We start from the raw sequence: 19753 nt of genomic DNA, 5'->3' as shown, positions 1-19753 counted from the left end.
TCGGCCGCCCCGCGCTCACCAGTCTCCGCGCGCCGCCTCGCCCAGCGCGTCCAGGACGGGACTGATCAGCGGGTGCGCCTCGGAACCCCGGCGCACGGCGGCGAAGACCCGGCGGGTGGGAGCCACGCCCTCCACCGGGCGCACCGCCACGCCGGTCAGGTCCGTGCCGCGCAGGGCGGACCGGGGCACCAGGGCCACTCCCGCGCCGGCGGAGGCGAGCGCGACGACGGCCCTGAAGTCGTCGGAGGAGTGGTCGAAGTCCGGCTGGAAGCCGGCGCTCTCGCAGGCCAGGACCACCACGTCGTGGCAGGGGTTGCCCGGGTAGGGGCCGATCCAGGGGTCCTTGGCGAGGTCGGCCAGCGGGACCCGGTCCGCCTCGGCGAGACGGTGGGCGGTCGGCACGACCGCGTCGAACGGCTCGGCGTACAGCGGCACATGGGTGAGGCGGGCGTCCCCGGCCGCCGGCGCTCCGCGGTACTCGACGGCGACCGCCACGTCCACCTGCCGGTCGAGGACCATCGGCAGGCTGGCGTCGCCCTCGGCGTCCCGTACCCGCACCCGGATGCCGGGGCGGCTGCGGGCCAGGGCGGTCAGCGCGGGGGCGACGACCAGGCCGATGCCGGTGGCGAAGGCGGCGACGGTGACCGTGCCGGCCTCACCGGAGCCGTAGGCGGCCAGCTCGGCCTCGGCCCGCTCCAGCTGCGCGAGCACCGCGTTGGTGTGTCCGAGCAGGATCTCCCCGGCCGGAGTGAGTCGCACCCCGCGCGCGCCGCGCTCCACCAGACGGTGCCCGGTCTCCTGCTCGAGCGCGGTGAGCTGCTGGGAGACGGCGGAGGGGGTGAGGTAGAGCGCGGCCGCGGCCGCGGTCACCGTCCGGTGGTCCGCCACCGCCCGCAGGATGTGCAGCCGCCGCGCTTCGATCACGCTGCCATTGTCTCAGCTCACGGCGGGTGTCCCGGCACCGTGCCCGGCCCCGGGCACCCGTCCGCCCCGGGGCGTCGGGGTCCCGGGGCGGAGGGTGTGGGCGGGCGGTGCGGGCGCCGGGTGCGCCGCCGGTGCGGCGGACGGCGCCCGTGGTGGTGCGGGGGACGGCGCCCCGGGGCGGTCAGCCCTCCAGTTCGGCGCGGGCCGAGACGAACGCGGCGATCGCGGTCTCCACGTCCTCGGTGGAGTGGGCCGCCGACAGCTGCACCCGGATGCGGGCCTGCCCCTGCGGGACGACCGGGTAGGAGAAGCCGATCACGTAGACGCCGCGCTCCAGCAGCAGCTCCGCCATCCGGCCGGCGACCGAGGCGTCCCCGAACATCACCGGCGCGATCGCGTGCTCGCCGGGGAGGACGTCGAAGCCCTCCTCGGTCATCCGGCGGCGGAACAGCTCGGTGTTCTCCGCCAGACGGGTCCGCAACTCGCCCGCGGACTCCAGCAGGTCCAGGACCTTCAGCGAGGCGGCCGCGATCACCGGGGCGAGGGTGTTGGAGAACAGGTAGGGGCGGGACCGCTGCCGCAGCAGGGCCACGATCTCGGCCCGCGCGGCGACGTAGCCGCCGGAGGCGCCGCCCAGCGCCTTGCCCAGGGTGCCGGTGAGGACGTCGACGCGGTCCATGACGCCGAAGAGCTCGGGCGTGCCCCGCCCGCCCGGCCCGACGAAGCCCACGGCGTGGGAGTCGTCGACCATCACCATGGCGTCGTACCGGTCGGCGAGGTCGCAGATCTCGTCGAGCGGCGCGAGGTAGCCGTCCATGGAGAAGACGCCGTCGGTGACGATCAGCTTCCGGCGCGCCCCGGAGGCGGCCTTGAGCTGGGCCTCCAGGTCGGCCATGTCGCGGTTGGCGTAGCGGAAGCGCTGCGCCTTGGAGAGGCGGATGCCGTCGATGATCGACGCGTGGTTGAGGGCGTCGGAGATCACCGTGTCCTCGGCCCCGAGCAGCGTCTCGAAGACGCCTCCGTTGGCGTCGAAGCAGGAGGAGTAGAGGATGGTGTCCTCCTGGCCGAGGAACGCCGAGAGGCGTGCCTCGAGCTCCTTGTGCACCTCCTGGGTGCCGCAGATGAAGCGGACGGAGGCCATGCCGTAGCCCCAGCGGTCGAGCGCCGCGTGGGCGGCGGCGACGATCTCGGGGTGGTCGGCGAGGCCGAGGTAGTTGTTGGCGCAGAAGTTGAGCACCTCGCCGGGGCGGCCGCCGGCGGTGACGTCGACCTTGGCGGACTGCGGGGTGCCGATGACGCGCTCGGGCTTGTGCAGGCCGGCGGCGCGGATCTCGTCGAGGGTGGCGCGGATGTCGTCGCGCACGGAGTCGAACATCTTGGGCTCCAGGCTCCAGAGGGTGATGGCGGGGCGGCGGACGGCCGGGGCCGCGGGTCAGACGGTCCAGTCGAGGATGACCTTGCCGCCCTTGCCGGCCGCGGCGTCGGCGAAGGCCGCCTCGAAGTCGCGGTGGTCGTAGCGGCCGGTGATCACCGGGGCAAGGTCCAGACCGTTCTCCAGGAGCACGGACATGGCGTACCAGGTCTCGAACATCTCGCGACCGTAGATGCCCTTGACGGTGAGCATGGAGGTGACGATCCGGGACCAGTCGACCGGGAACTCCTCGGACGGCAGGCCGAGCATGGCGATCCGGCCGCCGTGCGTCATGTTGGCGATCATCTCGCGCATCGCGGCGGCCTGGCCGGACATCTCCAGGCCGATGTCGAAGCCCTCGCGCAGGCCGAGTTCGCGCTGGCCGTCGGCGATCGTCGTCCGCGCCACGTTGAGGGCGAGGTCGGCGCCGACCTTCCGGGCCAGGTCGAGGCGTTCGTCGCTGACGTCGGTGACGACGACGTTGCGCGCGCCGGCGTGCTTGGCGACGGCGGCGGCCATCAGGCCGATCGGGCCGGCGCCCGTGATCAGGACGTCCTCGTTGACCAGCGGGAAGGACAGCGCGGTGTGCACGGCGTTGCCGAACGGGTCGAAGATCGCGGCGACGTCGAGGTCGACGGGGACGCGGTGCACCCAGACGTTGGTCGCGGGCAGCGCCACGTACTCGGCGAAGGCGCCGTCGCGACCGACGCCGAGGCCGACGGTGGCGCGGCACAGGTGCCGGCGTCCGGCCAGGCAGTTGCGGCAGCGACCGCAGACCAGGTGGCCCTCTCCGCTGACCCGGTCGCCGGGCTTGATTTCGGCGACGTCACGGCCGGTCTCGACGACCTCGCCGACGAACTCGTGGCCGACGACCAGCGGGGTGGTGATGGCCTGCTGGGCCCAGCCGTCCCAGGCGCGGATGTGCAGGTCGGTGCCGCAGATGCCGGTGCGCAGCACCTTGATCAGCACGTCGCCGGGGCCGATCGTGGGCTCCGGGACGTCCGTGAGCCACAGACCCGGCTCCGCCTTCTCCTTGACCAGCGCCTTCACCGATGCGGCTCCTGTGCGTGCGTTCCCGTGCCCGGGCATGGCGAAGCAGCCCGGGCACGGGGAAGAGGTTGGGTTACCTCTAGAACATGCCGCACGGGAGGGGTCCGGGTCCATCGAGGTTTTCTTAACCTCGGCCTCAGGATTCCTTCAGACGCCGCCCGGGTGTCCGCGCGGCGGCAGCGTGCCCGCCTTCAGAGGCGTCGCCGCAGCTCGTCGCGGACGTGCCGCAGCACGGCGGGGTCCGTGGGGGTGTGCCGGAAGGACGGCGCCTCGGCGAGGACCAGTCCGGCCTCGACGAGGTCGGAGACCACCACCTTGGCGACGGCCACCGGCAGCCCGAGCCGGGCGGCGAGTTCGGCGACGGTCACCGGGGTGCGGGCGAGTCTCAGGGCGCGGCCGTGCTCGGGGCCCGGATGGCCGGTCGCCGGGTGGCCGGTCGCCGTCACATGGGTGAGCAGGTCGAGCTGGGCGGTGGGCCGGGTGCGGCCGTTGCTCACCGTGTAGGGCCGCACGAGCCGACCCGCCTGCTCGTCGAGCCAGGGGCCGTCGTCGGCCGCCGCCGTGATCAACGCCGGGTCACCGCGGGCTCGGGCGCGGCCGCGTGCGGTACGGGCGGGCGGGCGGCGGCGTGCCGGGGGGCCGTCGCCAGGTAAGGGCGCACGCTCTTGACGAGCATGGCCATCTCGTAGCCCAGTACGGCGGCGTCGGTGGCGCTGTCGGCCATCACCGCGAGGCAGGTGCCGGAGCCGGCGGTGGTGACGAACAGCAGGGCCGAGGTCAGCTCGACGACCACCTGGCGGACGTCGCCGCCGTCGTCGAAGGTGAGTCCGGCGCTGCGGCCGAGGGAGTGCAGGCCGGAGGCGAGGGCGGCCATGTGGTCGGCGCCCTCCTGGTCCAGGCCGTACGCGGAGCGGACCAGTCCGTCGCAGGAGAGGAGCACGGCGCTCCTGGTGTGCGGCACGCGCCGGACCAGGCCGGCCAGCAGCCAATCGAGGTCGGCGGCGCGGTCGGGACGGGGGGCGGTGTGCGTGGGGGTGTGCGTATCGGGGGCCATGGTGGGTCGACTCCTTGAGGCTGGGGGTCTGGGGTGTGGGGGGGGCTGGGGCGGGCGGGGCTGCTCAGAGGCCGCTGGGGGCGTCCCGGCCGTCGGTCGCCGGGGAGGCGGCGGAGGCGGCGGTCCCGGTGCGGTGACCTGTAGCCGCGTCGGCGTCCACGCCGGGGAACTCCGCGTCGTACGCCTCGGCGAGACCGACCCCGCGCCGGAAGGCGGCCATCAGGTGGGGGTCGTGTCCGGCCTCCTCCTCGATGGCCTCCGCGTCGGCGCGGGGACTCGGCCGGGACCGCAGTTGCGGGGCGAGGTGCGACTGCGCCTGGCGGCGGGGCAGCGGGGGCGGGACGGCGACGGGAGACTCCTGGGAGGTCAGGGCCTCGGGTGCGGTGGGGGCACCGGGCGGTGCGGCGGGCCGCGTCCCGGGCAAGGCGCCCGCGGGCGTCGCCCGTCCGTCCCGCTCCCTCACGGGCAACGGCACCCGGGGCTCGGCCCGCGGGGCGGCGTGCTCGCCGTGCCGCGGCGACGGCACCAGAGGCGTCGTCTCCCCCGGTGCGCGCGTCGCCTGCCGCCATGCCTCGGGCAGGGCGTCGGGGACCGGCCGGTCCGACCGCGCCGGGGAGTCCTCGTCCCGGGCCTGCGGGGCCGACGCTTCGACCGGCACGGGCCAGGCGCCCTCGTCACCCGGACGTCCGGCGACGTCGCTCCGGCTCGGCCCCTGCCCGGCGGGGGTCTCGACGGCCGCCGCGCGTTCCGGTGACGGCTCCGGCTCCGGCTCCGGCCAGGCCGATCCCAGGTCCAGGTGGTGCGCCACCTCCGCGTAGGGCGGCGTCAGCGGGCCGCCGGACGCGGCACCGGGGCGGTCGGCCGGGGCGTCCCCGACGGAGCGCCACGGGTCGGCCCCGTGCGGCGGCGACCCGGACACCTCGGCGAAGCGGTCCGGTGCCATGGGAGCGGCGTGCTCGGCCGACCCGAGCAGGTCGGGGGTCCGACTCCACGGCGCGTCCGCGGGAAGCGAGGGCTCGGCCGACGGGTACTGCGCGGGCACGAACCCGTCCGGTCCCGCATCCGGGCGCCGGGCGTCCGCACCGTTCGAGGACGCCGCCGGTCCGACCGTGTCCTCCGCTTCACGGTCCCACGGCTGGTCCGCCGAGAACGCCGGCCGGACCACATCCGCACCGGGCGAACTCGGCCCGTCCTGGTGCACCGGAGCGGAGGGGACGTAGGGATCGGCCGAGGAACGGTCCGGTGCGGTGGCGCTCAGCTCGACGGGAGCCAGCGAGGCACCACCCCACGAGGTCTCGGGCCGGGCCCCGCGCCACGCGGGGGCACCGGGTCCGTCCGTGTCGGCGGCGCCGGGCCGCCCCCCGAGGTGCGCCGCGCGTCCGGGAAGCCGCCACTCCCCGGTGTCGGCCGGGCCACCCGCCGTGGGCAGGTCCGCCGGGGCGTCCTCGGCGGCCGGGGGCAGTTCCGCCGACGGCGGCCCCAGCAGCGTCTGCGGCAGCACCAGCACCGCCTGCACGCCGCCGTAGATGTTGCCGCCGAGGCGGACCCGGACCCCATGCCGGCGGGCCAGCTGGGACACCACGTACAGCCCGATCCGTCCGTCCGCCAGGAGTCCCGCGACGTCGACCGAGGCGGGGTCGGCCAGCAGCGCGTTCATCCGCTCCTGCTCCTCGGAGGGCATCCCGAGACCGCGGTCCTCCACCTCCACCGCCAGCCCGGCCGCGACGGCGTCGGCGCGGATCGCCACCTGGGTGTGCGGCGGGGAGAACACCGTCGCGTTCTCGACCAGTTCGGCGAGCAGATGGATCACGTCCGCGACGGCGTGCCCCCGCAGCGTGCCCTCCACCGGCGGCACGACCCGCACCCGTGCGTACTGCTCGACCTCCGCGACGGCGGAGCGCAGCACCTCCTCGAGGGCGACCGGCTCGCTCCACTGCCGACGGGAGACCGCGCCGCCCAGGACGGCCAGGTTCTCGGCGTGCCGCCGGACCCGGGTGGCCAGGTGGTCGACGTGGAAGAGGCCCCGGAGCAGGTCGGGGTCCTCGATCTCCCGTTCCAGCTCGTCCAGGACCGCGATCTCCCGATGGGCCAGCGACTGCAGCCGCCGGGCGACGTTCACGAACACCTCGATGCGGTGCTCGACCCCCGTGCCCCGCTCGCCCTCGCGCTCTCCCGCCGGCGCCTCCTCGTGCGTCGTCCCGTCCGTCGTCGCCGCGCGCCGGGACAGGACCTCCAACGACTCGCGGTGCGCTCGCTCGAGGTCCTCGGCCAGCCTGCCGAACGCGTCGGTGGCCGACCCGCCCGGCGCCGGAGCGGACGCCTGGTCCCCTGCCCCGTCCGGAGCGTCGGAGACCGTCGGCTCCCCTGCGGCCGCCCTTCGTTCCTCCGCCTGTTCGGCGACCTGCCGGCGGAGCTCCTCGACGCGGACGGTCACCGAGTGCGCGGCCCGGCGCGCGGCGACCGCCGCGGCGGCCACCGCCATCACCGCGAGTGCCAGCGCCCCGGCGAGTACGGCCCACAGGGCGGGCCCGCCGGGGGCGCCGGCGGTGAGGAGCACGAACAGCACCGCCGCCCCGCCCCCGAGCGCCACCGCCACCGGCGGCAGCACCGCGATACGGGACAACTGTGGCCCGAGGGGCGGAAGTTGCTGCTGCCGCAGGGGCGATCTGCGGTCGGCCGGTGCGCGAAGGTGAGACATCGACGTCCTCGTGCTGAGCGGTGCGTCAGGGACCGGGGGCGCTCGTGCGGGTGACGCCTGCGCCCCCGCGTGGCGGACACTCACAGTAGTCACGCGATCGCGCGTGTTGCCGGGCAGTTGGGCAAGTCCGTACCCCGACAACCCCCTCCCGTAGGACAGTTCGCACACCTGACCTACGTCCGCGCCTCTGTAGCCCCTGCCGCCCCACGATCCGGGGTGTCACGCAGCGTGTTCGCCGCCGGGAACCCTGCGAGCCCGGCGGACACACGGAGAGGGCGGACGCCACCGCGTCCGCCCACCTCTCCTCGGCGGGGCGATGCCCCGTCCTCCGTCGTCAGCTCGCCCCTGGTCCCGCGTCCTCGGTCCCGGAGAGCTCCTTGAGGTACTGGTGGCACTTGACCGCCCGGTCGGAGTCCTGCGCCATCACCGTGCGGAAGAACTCGGCGATCTCGGTCTTCCCGGCGTTCTCCGCGTCGCGGACGTACTGGCCGTAGTCGTGCCCGGCCTTGAGCGAGTGGTACTGCACGGAGATCAGGTCGAAGACGACATCGCTGAAGCCGGTCTCACCCGTGGCCATGATGGTCCTCCCGAAGTACGTCGAAGCGTCGAAGTGCGGACGTGGGGCGGGTTTCACGGGGGACGGCGGGTCAAACGGGCAGCTCGCCCGCGCGGCCGACCACCCGGGGCACGCCGTCCGGTGCGAGCACCGCGCGCTGTCCGTGGCGGCAGTGCACGACCCGGTCGGCGAGTCCGGCGCGCTCCGCCTCGGCCAGGAAGGCGGTGAGCGGGGAGCGCATCACCGTGTAGTCGCCGTAGTGGACCGGCAGGACGGCACGGGGGTCGACGAGGCGCGCCAGTTCGGCGCCCTGTTCGCCGTCCATGGTGACCAGCAGACCGCCGGGCAGGGTGGTGCCGCCCAGGTGCAGCACGGCGAGGTCGGGTCCGGGGAACCTGCGGGCGATCTCGGCGAGCCCGGGGTACATCAGCGTGTCGCCGGAGATGTACAGGCGCAGCCGGGGAGGACCGGTGAGGGGGCCGAACTCGAGCAGGCTGCCCATCACCGGCGGCAGCAGTCCGCGCAGCAGCGGGTGACCGGCGTGCCGCCCCGGCGCGGCGGTCACCCGGACCTGGGCGTCGCCCCGCCGCACGGTGTACTCCTCCCAGGTGCGCAGTCCGACGGCCCGGCGGAAGCCGTGCACCCCTTGCAGACGGCGGGAGGCGTGGGGCGTGGTGACCACCGGCAGGGACCGTGGGAGGCCGCGGCGGGCGCGGCGGTCCCAGTGGTCGCCGTGCAGGTGGGACAGGAGCACGGCGTCCAGCTCCGGCAGGTCGCCGACGGCCAGGGCGGGCTCGGTGAGGCGGCGGCTGAGCAGGCCGTTGCCGAGGTAGGCGTGCTCACCGCGATGGAGGAAGTTGGGGTCGGTGAGCAGCGTGAGCCCGCGGTAGCGGAGCAGCAGGGTCGCGTTGCCGACGAAGTGCAGGTCGAGGGCGTCGCTGTCGTCCGACGACGGGTGCATGGGAACCACCGTGTTCCTGGCCGGGCTGCGGGAGGTGTCGGCCTCCCCGGTTCCCGGCCCGGAGTACCCCTGTCGGGCGTTCGGGAAGAGTCGACGTCCCGAAGGCGCAGGTCCCGAAGGCCTACGTCCAGGCGGCTCAGGTCCCGTCCGGGTCCCGTCGGGATGTCAGGCCCCGGGGGAACCCAGGACCCGCTCGACCGCGGCGCGGCCGGACTCCAGCGCCGCCTTGAGCAGCCTGCCGTCGCGGGTGAGCCGTCCCACCCGTGGCGAGTCCAGCGCCGGACGGACCGACATCACCGCCGTGCCGTCCCGGCCGGGCAGTCCCCCGCGGTCGTACTCGGAGAGCAGCGCCTCGTCCTCCCGCAGCCGGTGGGCCCGGGCGAAGTAGCTGTCGTGCAGCGCCTTGGGATAGCGGCGCAGGGCGGTGGCGGCGACCAGCCGGGAGCCGTACGACGGACGGACCGACCCGTCGGCCGCGGGCGCGGGCAGCAGGTCCTTGGGGGCGGGCCGGGAGCGCAGGACGAGGACGTGGGTCGCCCCCTGGGCCAGTGCGGTGCGGTAGGGCACGGACTCCGCGAGCCCGGCGTCGTAGTAGTGCCGCCCGCCGAGTTCGACCGCCGGGCCGGCGAGGAAGGGCAGCGCGGCGCTCGCACGCAGGGCCAGGCGCAGTTCCGCCGGGCCGTCGAGGAAGGGACGCAGGTCCGTGGAGAGCCCGGTGTGGGCGTCGGTGGCCAGCGGGTGGTACTCGACGGGGTGGGAGAGGACCGCCTGGAAGTCCATCCGCGCCACCTCGGCGTAGAGGTGCTCGACCAGCGTCCGCACGTCGACCACCGGCCGCCCGCGCCAGAAGTTCGACAGACGGATCATGGTGTTGGCGTACTCGGGCTCGGCCCAGCCGTTGAGCTGCTCCGGGGCGCCGCTGAGCAGCCAGGCGCCGGTGATGGCGCCCGCCGAGGAGCCGTACACGGCGTCGAAGGCGTCGACCAGACCGGCGTCGTGGAGGGCGAGCGCCATGCCCGCGGAGAAGGTGCCGCGCATGCCGCCGCCCTCGATCACCAAGGCGAGCCGCAGGCCGTCGTCGCGGGCGCCAGGACGGCTCCCGGCGCGGGTGCGTTCGGCGACGGCCCGCAGGACCTCGTGCCGGTCGCGGGGCGAGTCTGGGTGCGCCCCTGCCCGCCTGCCGTCCGCGGGCCTGTCGTCGGCGACGGGCTTTCGGCTCATGCCTGGCTCTCCCTCGGGTCCGGCCGCGTCCCGGGTGCGGCCGGGCGGCCGGAGGGCGCTGCGCAGGCCATTGTCCCCCGCCGCGCGGACCGGAAGCCGACAAGGGAGACGGCGAGGCCGGAGACGCCAGGCCCGGAGACGGCAGGCGCTACGGTCCGAAGCGGCCGGTCAGGCCAGCGACAGGAAGAGCTTCTCCAGGCGCGCCCGCATCTGCGCCGAGTCGCGGACCTCCGGGTCCTCACTGGTCATGCACTGCTGGAGCCCGGTCGCGATGATCGAGAAGCCGGCCCGGTCCAGCGCCTTGGAGACGGCGGACAGCTGCGTGACGACGTCCTCGCAGTCGCGGCCATCCTCCAGCATCTTGATGACGCCGGCCAGCTGGCCCTGGGCGCGCCGCAGTCGGTTCAGCGCCGACTTGAGCTCCTCGGCACTCATGTCGAGTTGCACACATCCTCCTCTTCATACCCCCGTGGGTATTCTACCCTCGGTTGAGCCACCCACTGAAAGGCATTGTCGCGTGAGCACCTTCACCACCCTGTCCACCGCCGAGGCGGCCGCGCGCGCGGGCGACTTCACGATCATCGACGTCCGTACGCCCGGCGAGTACGCGGGCGGTCACCTGCCCGGCGCCCACAACGTCCCGCTGGACCGGGTGAAGGAGGCGGCGGACACCCTGCGCGCCGCCGCGGACCGGGGCCCGCTGCTGGTGGTGTGCGCCTCGGGCGCGCGCTCCGCGAACGGCTGCGCGCAGCTGGCCTCGCTGGGCATACAGGCCGCCACCCTGGAGGGCGGGACGGCCGCCTGGCAGGCCGCCGGTCACCCGCTCGAGCGTCCGGCCGGCGCCCGTTCCGTGTGGCCCATGGACCGCCAGGTCCGTCTGGTGGCGGGTTCCCTGGTGCTCCTCGGGTTCCTCGTCGGCCTGGCCTGGCCGCCGGCCCACTGGCTGTCCGGCGCGATCGGCGCGGGCCTGGTGTTCTCCGGGGTGACCAACACCTGCGGCATGGCCGCCGTGCTGGGCAGGCTCCCCTACAACCGGGGTGCCGCCGGCTGCCCGACGTTCGACGAGACCCGGCGCCGCATCGCCGCCTGATCGCCGCATCGCCGCATCGCCGCATCGCCGCATCGCCGCATCGCCGCCTGATCGTCGGCCCGCCGCCTCGCCGGGCCGTCCCCCCGCGCCCGCGAGGGTGGGGAACACAGCGGTGTCGTCCGGTGTTGAGGGGGGAGGAAAGGTGCGGCCGTCGTCCCGCGGGGGCACGCACTCCGTACAGGGGCGCCGGCCGTCCCTCGTCCCCCTCACGAGCGTCATGGCCCTTTCCCGCCCCAGGTCCGCGGCCTCGGCCGTAGCGGCCGGTGTCGCCGCCGCCTTCCTGGCCGTCGGCTGCGCCACCGGTACGGCCGACGACCGTCCCGACGCGCGTCCGCCCGCCCCGGCCCCGGCTGCCGCCGCGCAGGTGACTGCCCCGGCGTCCCCGTCAGGGGCGGGCCAGGCGCAGGACCCCCGGACGCCGGCGGAGCACTCCCCCGTCCGCCCGGATCCGCGCACGCGTGAGGCACGGCTGAGCATCCCCGCCCTCGGCCTCGACGACCTGCGGGTGGTCCGTTACGAGGGGACGACGGACGACCGGGCCGGCACCCGCATCCAGGACCGGGGCCACGCGGCCGCCCCGTACGGGCCCGACGGCGGCGTCGGTCCGGGAGAGGTCGGCAACCACCTGATCACCGCCCACCGGCTCTCGGCCGGCGGCCCGCTGCGCGACCTGCCCTCCCTGGGCGTGGGCGACACGGTCCTAATCACCTCGGGCGGCACGGTCCACGAGTACCGGATCAGCGGGACCCGCTCGACCTCCTTCCGCTCCGAGCGCTCGCTCGCCGAGCAGCGCGCGGAGGTTCCTGGACACCCGGGGCGCGAGGCGACCCGGGCCATGATCACCGTCTCGACCTGCGCGACCCCCGAGGACGACGCGGCGGGCAACTCCTGGCGGGACGCCAACGGCAATCCCGAGCACCGCATCGACAAGATCGGCGTCCTGGTCTCCTCCCGCCCCGCGTAACCTCTCCCCATGATCACGCAGTGGGCCCTGCGCCCCGCCCGCCCGGAGGACGTCGAACCGATCGTGGAGATACGGGCCGCTGTGATGCGTCCGGACCTGGAGCGGCTGGGCCGTTACGACGCGCACAGGGTCCGTCAGCGGTTCCGTGACTCCTGGTCCCCGCGGCACACATCCGTGGTGACCGTCGAGGGGTCCCTGGCGGGCTGCGTCACCGTGCGCCCCGACGAGGACGGGGGCCGGGTGCTGGAACACTTCTACCTGGCGCCCGCCCGGCAGGGCCAGGGGCTGGGAAGTGCCGTGCTCCGCCTCCTCCTCGACGACGCGGACGCGGCCGGCGAGCCGTTCCGTCTCGTCGTCCTCCAGGGCAGCCCGGCCCGCAGGCTGTACGAGCGCCACGGCTTCGTGCGGCGGTCCGAGGACCCGGTCGACGTGGTCATGACCCGCCGCCCCGCCGTACGACAGGACCCGGTGACCGGGCGGTGACCCGAACCGCCACGGTCCTGTTCCTCGACGTCGACGGCCCGTTGCTCCCCTTCGGCGGCACCCGTCCCGCGCCCTCGACCGCCGACACGGGCAACCCGCTGCTGTCCCGCCTCGACCCCGGCCTGGGCCCGCGCCTGCTCTCCCTGGGCTGCGACCTCGTGTGGGCCACCACCTGGCAGGACGAGGCCAACGAGGTCCTCGCCCCCCTCCTGGGCCTCCCCGCCCTGCCGGTGGTGAGGTGGCCGGTGGATCCCGAGGGCCCGGACACCCCGGGCACACCGCGGGGCCTGCACTGGAAGACCCCCGCCCTGGTGGCCCGGGCGGAGGGCCGCCCGTTCGTCTGGGTGGACGACGAGATCGGCCCGGTGGACAGGCTCTGGGTGGAGGGCGTCCACCCGGCGCCCGCGCTGCTCCACCGCGTCGACCCCCGCCAAGGCCTCACCGACGAGGACTTCGACTCGCTGGCCGCCTTCGTGGCCGGCCTGGGCGCGACCTGAGTGCACGCCGGGAAAACCCTTCGACAGCCTGCCGACGGATCAGCACACTGTCCGCTCGTGACGAGTAGCCAGATCTGGTCCAAGGCCATGGCCGAGCGCAACGACGCGGGCGAGACGGTGATGTTCTCGCCCGAAGTGCTCGGCCCCACCGTCGACTTCCTCGCCCGACTGGCCGGCGACGGCCCCGCCCTCGAATTCGCCATCGGCACCGGCCGCGTCGGCGTGCCCCTGCGGGAGCGGGGCGTGCCCGTGACCGGCATCGAGCTGTCCGAGCACATGGCCGCCGTACTGCGCCGCAAGGTCGACGAGGAGACGCTGCCGGTCGTCCTCGGCGACATGGCCACCACCGTCGTGCCCGGCAGCTTCACCCTCGTGTACCTGGTCTACAACACGATCTCCAACCTGCTCACCCAGGACGAGCAGGTCGAGTGCTTCCGCAACGCGGCCCGGCACCTGGCCCCCGGCGGCCGCTTCGTGATCGAGCTGGGCGTTCTCCCCCTGCGCCGGATGCCGCCGGGGCAGACCGCCGTCCCCTTCGACGTCTCCGAGCGACACCTCGGCTTCGACACGATCGACACGACCGAGCAGCTCCTCGTCTCCCACCACTTCGTCCTGGAGGAGGACGGCCGCTACCGGCGGGGCAACTCCCGTCACCGGTACGCGTCGCCGGCGGAGCTCGACCTGATGGCCCGCATCGCGGGACTCGAGCGGGAGCTGCGGGTCGCGGACTGGGACGGCTCCCCGTTCACCAACGACTCCGAGAAGCACGTCTCCGTCTGGCGCAAGCCCGCCTGAGCCGCCCGAGGGCGGGTACCCGCACCCGCGCACACAGCGGCTAGCCGGAGGGAAGACACGCATGGTGATCGACGAGACGCTGGTCAAGGAGCTGCTGGACAGGCCGTCGGACGACGCCTCCCTGGTCCTGCTCGAAGGGACGGCACAGGTGGTCGACGGCGCCGCCCTGGAGGGGGACTCGGCCTTCCGCGGGGCGGCGGTCGTGCTGACCCGCGGGGAACTGGTCGAGCGGCTGGGCGGCACCTCGCCCGACGAGGCGGACCTCACCCGGACGGCGGCGTCCCTGAGCGACTCCATCGGCAAGCTGGGCGCCTGATCCCGCCCGCCGGGCCCTGTCCCGGCTGCCGGGCCCCAGCTGCGGGGCCCGGTCCCACCTGTACGGTCCCGCCTCCCGGCCCGTCACGGGCCGACCGGAATCCTTCGGTCCGGGGACCCCTGCGACGGAGAATCTGCCGCGCTCGCAGGGGTCCAGGCGGACGATATCGTGCGATTTGGCGTCATCTCCTCTCGTACCCAATCATGGTCGGCGCGCCCGGCGATCCCGGGCGTCTGCACGACGAGAGGCGCACCACCCATGCTCCCCACCGGAACCTCATCCTCCCCTGCCCCTGTCCGCACCCCGGCTCCGCCGGCCGGTGACGGCAGCCGGCACGCCCGGCGCTTCGGCCTCCCGGTGGCGACCGCTCTGGTCATGGGCAACATCATCGGCGGCGGCATCTTCCTGCTGCCTGCCTCGGTGGCTCCGTTCGGCACCGTGAGCCTGGTGGCCTTCGCGGTGCTGACCGTCGGCGCGATCGCGCTGGCCCTCACCTTCGGCCGGCTCGCGCGGCGCGACCCGCGCACCGGCGGCCCCTACGTCTACGCGCGTGAGTCGTTCGGCGACTTCGCGGGGTTCCTCGCCGCCTGGTCGTACTGGATCACCACCTGGGTCTCGAACGCGGCGCTGGCCGTCGCGGCGGTCGGCTACTTGACCGTGCTCCTGCCGGTCGTCGGCGACCACCGCTGGTCCCTCTGCGCGGCCGCCCTGGTCCTGCAGTGGCTCCCGGCGCTCGCCAACTTCGCCGGCACCCGGTGGGTCGGCGCCGTCCAGCTCGTCTCCACCGTCCTGAAGTTCGTGCCCCTGCTGCTGGTGGCCGTGGGCGGCCTCTTCTTCTTCGACGCCGACAACCTCGGCCCCTTCAACGCGAGCGGGCAGAGCACGATCGGCGCGGTCTCGGCGGCCGCGGCGATCCTGCTGTTCTCCTACCTCGGCGTCGAGTCCGCCGCGGTGAGCGCGGGTGACGTGGCCGATCCCCGGCGCAACGTGGGCCGGGCGACCGTCATCGGCACGGCCGGTGCGGCGCTGGTCTACCTGCTGGGCACGCTGTCGGTCTTCGGCACCGTCGCCCACGACGACCTGGTGGGCTCCTCCGCCCCCTTCTCCGACGCGGTGAACGTCATGGTCGGCGGCACCTGGGGCGGCTGGGCGGTCGCGGTGGCCGCGCTGGTGTCGATGACCGGCTGCCTCAACGGCTGGACGCTGCTCAGCGCGCAGACCCCGTACGCCGCCGCCCGCGACGGGCTCTTCCCGGCCCGCTTCGCCCACCGCCGCCGCGGGGTGCCCGTCTTCGGCGTGGCGGTCACCGTGGTCCTCTCCTCCCTTCTGACCGTCTACAACTACGCGTCGCACTCGGCCCGGATCTTCGAGGTCCTGGTCCTGATCACCACCTTCACCGCGACCGTCCCCTACCTCCTGGCCACCGCCGCCCAGCTGCGCCACCTGGTGGCCGGCCGCCACGACCAGGTGAACCGCGCCCGCCTGCTGCGCGACCTGACCGTGGCCGCCACCGCCGCCTGCTTCTCCCTCTGGCTGGTCGCCGGCTCCGGCTACGCGGCCGTCTACCAGGGCGCCCTCTTCCTCTTCGCGGGCGTCCTGGTGTACGCGGTCACCACGGCCGGCAAGCGCCACTGACCTGTCGGCCCGGCGCCGGGCGCGGGCCAGGGCACGCCTCCGCGGGCCGGGGGACGGCCGGATGCGCGCGCCTTGGGCGGGCCGGGGGCGGGAACACGTACGGCATGGCCACTTCCAAGACCTCAGTGCTCGTCCTCGACTGCGCCGCGCCCGAGGAACTCGCCGATTTCTACGCCGCGTTGCTGGGCGCCACCGTCCGGCGCGGCAACGACCCGGACTTCGTCGAGGTCGTCGGCAACGACGGGAACCACCTCGCCGTCCGCCGTGACCACGGCTACGCACCGCCCAGTTGGCCTCGCCCCGACGACTCCCAACAGGCCCACCTGCACATCCTGGTGGCCGAGGAGGACATGGACGAGGCCGAACGGGAAGCCGTCGGCCTCGGCGCGCGTCCCATCGAGACCCGCGACAACTCCGGCCCGCGCGACGTGCGCACCTACGCCGACCCGGCCGGTCACTCCTTCACCCTGGTCGCCCGGCAAGGCCGCTGACGCGGGGCCGCGGTGAGGAGCTGCCGGGCCCGCACCGCCCGGGAGGGATGCGGGCCCGGACGCCTCAGCAGCCGATGCGGCGGCCGTCGAGGGCGATGTCGTCCATGCGGACGTCGTACGAGGACGGGCTCGGGTTGCCCTGGTAGAGCTGCCAGCCGATCTTGACCGTGTCGAACTTCGGGAAGACGAAGTCCGTGTCGGCACCGCCGTGATCGCGGGTGGAGACGGTGAGTTCGGGCTTGGGCTTCCCGTCGATCCAGACGGAGATCCGGTTGTCGGAGGCGTCCATCCGCCACTCGACGCACTGCCAGACGCCGGCGGTGGCGGGGGCGGACTCGCGCCAGGCCGTCCAGTCGCCGGTGGGCCCGCCGTCGGAGCCGACGCCCCACAGGTTCTTGCCGAGGTTCGGCACGTACTGGCCGCCGAGCGGACGGATGTAACCGGGGCCCTCGCCGGTCGCCTCGACCATGGTCCAGTGCGCCCAGTCGGGCGCGGTCGGAAAGGCGTCGACGCGCAGGCGGACGCGGCCCCAGAAGCTGTTGGCGGGCGGCCTGACGCCGTCGACCTGAAGGAACGCCTTGCCGTTGCCCTCGGTGCGGATGCGCAGGTGCTTGTTGTGACGGGAGGCGTCGCGCTCGACGCTCAGCGTGCCGTTGGCGGTGTCCGTCGTCCAGCCGCGGCCCCCCGTGGCCCCGCCACCGCGCAGGGTGGCGAAGTCCTCGCAGAACATCAGGTGGCGGTGGGCGCAGGTACGGTCACCACCGCGGTGGTCCGGTCCGGGGGCGGACCCCCAGGACGCGGGCGCCGCCACGGTGGTCGCCGCCAGCAGGGCGGTGAGCGCGGCGAATAAGCGGGTCTTCCTCATGTGCAGGGCCTCCAGTCCCGATGCCGCCCGGCGGTCCCGGGCGGGTTGATCGTCGAAGACATCTTGGCCGGTACGCATCCCGATTCCCAGGGTGTCCCGTTGGTAACTTGAGGCTGCCGTCGCCCCGTCCGCCGCGGGCCAGGTCCGGAGGGCGGCCGGGGGCGATTCCGCGCGTACCGGTGTTTTCGCCGATGTACGAGACCCGGCGGTGCGGGAAGGTCCCCTTGCGAACCGCCGCGTCCGAGCACCGCACCCCCACTCCCCCGGAGGGCACGCGTGAGCCGTACATCCCGCACACGAAGAAGAATCCTGTCGGCGGTCCCGGCCGCCGTCCTCCTCGCCCTGCTGCCGAGCACCGCGCACGCCTATCCGAACCCCGGCCAGGTCACCGGGACCGTCACCGTCCACGACCCGACCATGCTCCGCAAGCCGGACGGGCGGTACCTCCTCTACGGCACCGGCGGTGGCATCGCCTACCGCACCTCCACCGACCGGATCGCCTTCGGCGGCGGCTCCCAGGCGTTCTCCACCCGCCCGGGCTGGTGGACGCAGTACGGCACCACCGAGGCGTGGGCGCCCGACATCTCGTACCAGGGCGGCAGGTACCTGATGTACTACGCCGTCTCCACCTTCGGCTCCAACCGGTCGGCCATCGGCCTGGCCACCTCAGGCACGGGGCTGCCGGGTTCCTGGTCAGACGCCGGCGTCGTGTACACCTCGTCGGCCTCCAGCGACTTCAACGCCATCGACCCCAACCTGTTCGTCGACGACGACGGCACGTGGTGGCTGTCGTTCGGCAGTTGGTGGACGGGGCTGAAGATGATCCAGCTGAACCCGTCGACCGGCAAGCAGCTCTCCGGCAACTCCACGCGCTACCCGCTCGCCTCCCGTCCGACCGGCAGCAAGGCCGTCGAGGCGCCGTACATCGTGAAGCGCAACGGGTACTACTACCTCTTCGCCTCGTACGACACCTGTTGCGCGGGCACCAGCTCCACCTACAAGGTGAAGGTGGGCCGCGCGACGAGCGTCACCGGACCGTACCGCGACCGCAACGGCGTCTCGATGATGCTGGGCGGCGGCACCCCGGTGCTGGAGTCGCACGGACGGTACATCGGACCGGGCGGCCAGTCGATCCTGCACGACACCGACGGCGACCTGATCGTCTACCACTACTACGACGGCCAGGACAACGGCACCGCCAAGCTGGGCGTCAACCTTCTGAACTGGAGCAGCGGATGGCCCGTCGCCTACTGATCCTGCTGGCCGCGCTGCTGCTCGCCCTGTCGCTCGGGCAGTCGCCCGCGAGCGCGGCCTCGTTCGCCAACCCCGTGAAGGCGCAGAAGGGGGCCGATCCCTGGATCTCCTACCACGACGGCAACTACTACCTGGTGACGACGAGTTGGACGGACGTCATCACCGTCCGCAAGGCGCCGACGCTCGCCGGGCTCGCCACGGCGCCGAGCGTGCAGGTGTGGAAGGGCGACGCGGCCTCCCGCTGCTGCAACATCTGGGCGCCCGAGCTGCACCACCTGAACGGCCGCTGGTACCTCTACTACGTGGCCGGGCAGAACGTCTCCGACTACAACCCGACCCAGCGCAGTCACGTCCTGGAGAGCGCGGGCTCCGACCCGATGGGCCCGTACACCTACCGCGGGCAGCTCAACCCCGCCTGGATGCTGGACCCGCACGTCGCCACGGTGAACGGCGCCCTGTACCTGTTCGGCAGCACGAGCGGGGGCGGCACGCAGAACATCGTCGCGGCCCGCATGTCGAATCCGTACACGGTGAGCGGCTCGTTCCGGACGATCTCGACGCCGACGCTGTCCTGGGAGCGCCAGGGCGGCACGGTGAACGAGGGACCGGAGATCCTGCAACGCGGCGGGAGGACGTTCCTGATCTATTCGGCGAGCGGCTGCTGGACGCCCGACTACAAGCTCGGGCAGCTCACCCTCACCGGTTCGGACCCGCTGTCGGCGTCGTCCTGGACGAAGAAGGCGACGCCCGTCCTCCAGCGCGACGACGCTGCCGGGGTCTACGGCCCGGGCCACAACGGGTTCTTCACCTCACCCGACGGCAGCGAGAGCTGGATCGTCTACCACGCCAACGACTCCTCGTCCGACGGCTGCGACAACGGCCGCACGGCACGGGCCCAGAAGTTCACCTGGAACGCCGACGGCACGCCGGACTTCGGCGCGCCCGTCGCGCTCGGATCGGGCCTCGCCGGACCGGCCGGCGAGCCCTCGGCGGTCCTGCGCACCTACACCCTCACCAACCGCAACAGCGGCAAGTGCCTGGAGGTGGCCGGTGGTTCGACGGCCGACGGGGCCGACGTCCGGCAGTACGCCTGTAACGGCGGGAGCAACCAGCGCTGGCGGCTGGAGGACCGGGGCGACGACACCCATCGGCTGGTGAACGCGGCCACCGGCAAGGTGCTCGACACCGCGGACTGTTCCTCCGCGGACGGCGCGGACCTGCGGCAGTGGTCGTGGCTGGACAACACCTGCCAGCGGTTCCGGTTCCTGGCCACCGACGGCGGCCACGTCAGGATCGTCAACCAGGCCACCGGCAAGGTCGCCGACGTGGCGAACTGCTCCACCGCGGACGGGGCCGACGTCCGGCAGTGGTCGTGGCTGAACAACGCCTGCCAGCAGTGGCGGCTCACCCCGGTATGACGGGGCGGGGCCGCCGCCTCCCGGAAGGGCATCCGGACGCGCCCGCGGACCGGTTCCGCCGAGACCCACG

The 19753-nt window shown here is 74.0% G+C and carries 20 protein-coding genes and 1 pseudogene; 10 read left to right on the top strand and 11 right to left on the bottom strand.

From position 1 onward, the window contains the following. Positions 1-15 precede the first annotated feature (15 nt). The 10 genes and pseudogenes from ABT026_RS16390 to ABT026_RS16345 all read right to left on the bottom strand — a co-directional run bounded on the left by ABT026_RS16390 (position 16) and on the right by ABT026_RS16345 (position 10322). The gene (locus tag ABT026_RS16390; RefSeq protein WP_351115123.1) at positions 16-924 is read right to left on the bottom strand and encodes a LysR family transcriptional regulator; all 909 of its coding nucleotides are present in this window, start codon (positions 922-924) and stop codon (positions 16-18) included. Between the two features lie 181 nt (positions 925-1105). Beyond that, positions 1106-2299, bottom strand: a complete 1194-nt coding sequence (locus ABT026_RS16385) for a glycine C-acetyltransferase (RefSeq protein ID WP_351115122.1) — start codon at positions 2297-2299, stop codon at positions 1106-1108. Positions 2300-2356: 57 nt separating this feature from the next. Then, positions 2357-3385: an L-threonine 3-dehydrogenase gene (gene tdh / locus ABT026_RS16380; RefSeq protein ID WP_351115120.1), complete on the bottom strand. Its 1029-nt coding sequence runs from the start codon at positions 3383-3385 to the stop codon at positions 2357-2359. 191 nt (positions 3386-3576) lie between these two features. Then, entirely contained in the window at positions 3577-3954 is a 378-nt protein-coding gene (locus ABT026_RS16375) for a DUF742 domain-containing protein (RefSeq protein WP_351115119.1), read from the bottom strand. Further along, positions 3951-4439, bottom strand: a complete 489-nt coding sequence (locus ABT026_RS16370) for a roadblock/LC7 domain-containing protein (protein WP_351115118.1) — start codon at positions 4437-4439, stop codon at positions 3951-3953. Before ABT026_RS16370 ends, ABT026_RS16375 begins: the two co-directional genes overlap by 4 nt. 1473 nt (positions 4440-5912) lie before the next feature. Beyond that, positions 5913-7137 (bottom strand): annotated as a pseudogene (locus tag ABT026_RS16365) (sensor histidine kinase); the annotation flags it as partial. Between the two features lie 334 nt (positions 7138-7471). After that, complete coding sequence (locus ABT026_RS16360; protein ID WP_351115117.1) at positions 7472-7714, bottom strand: acyl carrier protein; 243 nt, start codon at positions 7712-7714, stop codon at positions 7472-7474. Positions 7715-7784: 70 nt separating this feature from the next. Next, positions 7785-8654: an MBL fold metallo-hydrolase gene (locus ABT026_RS16355; RefSeq protein WP_351115116.1), complete on the bottom strand. Its 870-nt coding sequence runs from the start codon at positions 8652-8654 to the stop codon at positions 7785-7787. A gap of 165 nt (positions 8655-8819) precedes the next feature. Continuing rightward, positions 8820-9875 carry a patatin-like phospholipase family protein gene (locus ABT026_RS16350; RefSeq protein WP_351115115.1) on the bottom strand — a complete coding sequence of 352 codons (1056 nt, stop codon included), beginning with the start codon at positions 9873-9875 and terminating at the stop codon, positions 8820-8822. Positions 9876-10043: 168 nt separating this feature from the next. Continuing rightward, the gene (locus tag ABT026_RS16345; RefSeq protein ID WP_351115113.1) at positions 10044-10322 is read right to left on the bottom strand and encodes a metal-sensitive transcriptional regulator; all 279 of its coding nucleotides are present in this window, start codon (positions 10320-10322) and stop codon (positions 10044-10046) included. A 70-nt stretch (positions 10323-10392) separates the two neighbouring features. Between ABT026_RS16345 and ABT026_RS16340 the strand changes: the two genes are divergently transcribed. The 8 genes from ABT026_RS16340 to ABT026_RS16305 all read left to right on the top strand — a co-directional run bounded on the left by ABT026_RS16340 (position 10393) and on the right by ABT026_RS16305 (position 16146). Beyond that, on the top strand, positions 10393-10965 hold the full coding sequence (locus ABT026_RS16340; RefSeq protein ID WP_351115112.1) for a rhodanese-like domain-containing protein: 573 nt from the start codon (positions 10393-10395) through the stop codon (positions 10963-10965). Between the two features lie 217 nt (positions 10966-11182). Further along, the gene (locus ABT026_RS16335; RefSeq protein WP_351115111.1) at positions 11183-11929 is read left to right on the top strand and encodes a class E sortase; all 747 of its coding nucleotides are present in this window, start codon (positions 11183-11185) and stop codon (positions 11927-11929) included. A gap of 9 nt (positions 11930-11938) precedes the next feature. Next, positions 11939-12412, top strand: coding sequence for a GNAT family N-acetyltransferase (locus ABT026_RS16330; RefSeq protein ID WP_351115110.1), 474 nt, complete (start codon positions 11939-11941; stop codon positions 12410-12412). After that, the gene (locus ABT026_RS16325) at positions 12409-12909 is read left to right on the top strand and encodes an HAD domain-containing protein (RefSeq protein ID WP_351115108.1); all 501 of its coding nucleotides are present in this window, start codon (positions 12409-12411) and stop codon (positions 12907-12909) included. Before ABT026_RS16330 ends, ABT026_RS16325 begins: the two co-directional genes overlap by 4 nt. Positions 12910-12966: 57 nt before the next feature. Then, positions 12967-13704 (top strand): class I SAM-dependent DNA methyltransferase, encoded by a 738-nt coding sequence (locus ABT026_RS16320; protein ID WP_351115107.1) that lies wholly within the window; start codon positions 12967-12969, stop codon positions 13702-13704. A gap of 61 nt (positions 13705-13765) precedes the next feature. Next, positions 13766-14020, top strand: a complete 255-nt coding sequence (locus ABT026_RS16315) for a hypothetical protein (RefSeq protein ID WP_351115106.1) — start codon at positions 13766-13768, stop codon at positions 14018-14020. 258 nt (positions 14021-14278) lie between these two features. Next, positions 14279-15655 (top strand): amino acid permease, encoded by a 1377-nt coding sequence (locus ABT026_RS16310; protein ID WP_351115105.1) that lies wholly within the window; start codon positions 14279-14281, stop codon positions 15653-15655. A gap of 104 nt (positions 15656-15759) precedes the next feature. Beyond that, positions 15760-16146 carry a VOC family protein gene (locus ABT026_RS16305; protein WP_351115103.1) on the top strand — a complete coding sequence of 129 codons (387 nt, stop codon included), beginning with the start codon at positions 15760-15762 and terminating at the stop codon, positions 16144-16146. 64 nt (positions 16147-16210) lie between these two features. On the opposite strand, the gene ABT026_RS16300 is transcribed toward ABT026_RS16305, so the two are convergent. Then, on the bottom strand, positions 16211-17011 hold the full coding sequence (locus ABT026_RS16300; protein WP_351115102.1) for a glycoside hydrolase family 71/99 protein: 801 nt from the start codon (positions 17009-17011) through the stop codon (positions 16211-16213). Positions 17012-17287: 276 nt separating this feature from the next. On the opposite strand from ABT026_RS16300, the gene ABT026_RS16295 reads away from it, so the two are divergent. Next, the gene (locus ABT026_RS16295; protein ID WP_351115101.1) at positions 17288-18265 is read left to right on the top strand and encodes an arabinan endo-1,5-alpha-L-arabinosidase; all 978 of its coding nucleotides are present in this window, start codon (positions 17288-17290) and stop codon (positions 18263-18265) included. Next, positions 18247-19683: a family 43 glycosylhydrolase gene (locus ABT026_RS16290; protein ID WP_351115100.1), complete on the top strand. Its 1437-nt coding sequence runs from the start codon at positions 18247-18249 to the stop codon at positions 19681-19683. Before ABT026_RS16295 ends, ABT026_RS16290 begins: the two co-directional genes overlap by 19 nt. The last annotated feature ends 70 nt before the right edge of the window (positions 19684-19753 follow it).

The sequence above is a fragment of the Streptomyces sp. NPDC002734 genome (assembly GCF_040295685.1).
Classification (GTDB): domain Bacteria; phylum Actinomycetota; class Actinomycetes; order Streptomycetales; family Streptomycetaceae; genus Streptomyces.
Note: the sequence above shows the minus strand (reverse complement) of the source record. Positions and strands in the feature narration are given on the sequence as shown.

Coding starts and splice junctions, on each gene's coding strand:
- ABT026_RS16300 (WP_351115102.1), bottom strand. CDS start 17,011: ATGAGGAAGACCCGCTTATTCGCCGCGCTCACCGCCCTGCTGGCGGCG.
- ABT026_RS16355 (WP_351115116.1), bottom strand. CDS start 8,654: ATGCACCCGTCGTCGGACGACAGCGACGCCCTCGACCTGCACTTCGTC.
- ABT026_RS16335 (WP_351115111.1), top strand. CDS start 11,183: ATGGCCCTTTCCCGCCCCAGGTCCGCGGCCTCGGCCGTAGCGGCCGGT.
- ABT026_RS16330 (WP_351115110.1), top strand. CDS start 11,939: ATGATCACGCAGTGGGCCCTGCGCCCCGCCCGCCCGGAGGACGTCGAA.
- ABT026_RS16310 (WP_351115105.1), top strand. CDS start 14,279: ATGCTCCCCACCGGAACCTCATCCTCCCCTGCCCCTGTCCGCACCCCG.
- ABT026_RS16315 (WP_351115106.1), top strand. CDS start 13,766: ATGGTGATCGACGAGACGCTGGTCAAGGAGCTGCTGGACAGGCCGTCG.
- ABT026_RS16385 (WP_351115122.1), bottom strand. CDS start 2,299: ATGTTCGACTCCGTGCGCGACGACATCCGCGCCACCCTCGACGAGATC.
- ABT026_RS16350 (WP_351115115.1), bottom strand. CDS start 9,875: ATGAGCCGAAAGCCCGTCGCCGACGACAGGCCCGCGGACGGCAGGCGG.
- ABT026_RS16360 (WP_351115117.1), bottom strand. CDS start 7,714: ATGGCCACGGGTGAGACCGGCTTCAGCGATGTCGTCTTCGACCTGATC.
- ABT026_RS16305 (WP_351115103.1), top strand. CDS start 15,760: ATGGCCACTTCCAAGACCTCAGTGCTCGTCCTCGACTGCGCCGCGCCC.
- ABT026_RS16290 (WP_351115100.1), top strand. CDS start 18,247: ATGGCCCGTCGCCTACTGATCCTGCTGGCCGCGCTGCTGCTCGCCCTG.
- ABT026_RS16370 (WP_351115118.1), bottom strand. CDS start 4,439: ATGGCCCCCGATACGCACACCCCCACGCACACCGCCCCCCGTCCCGAC.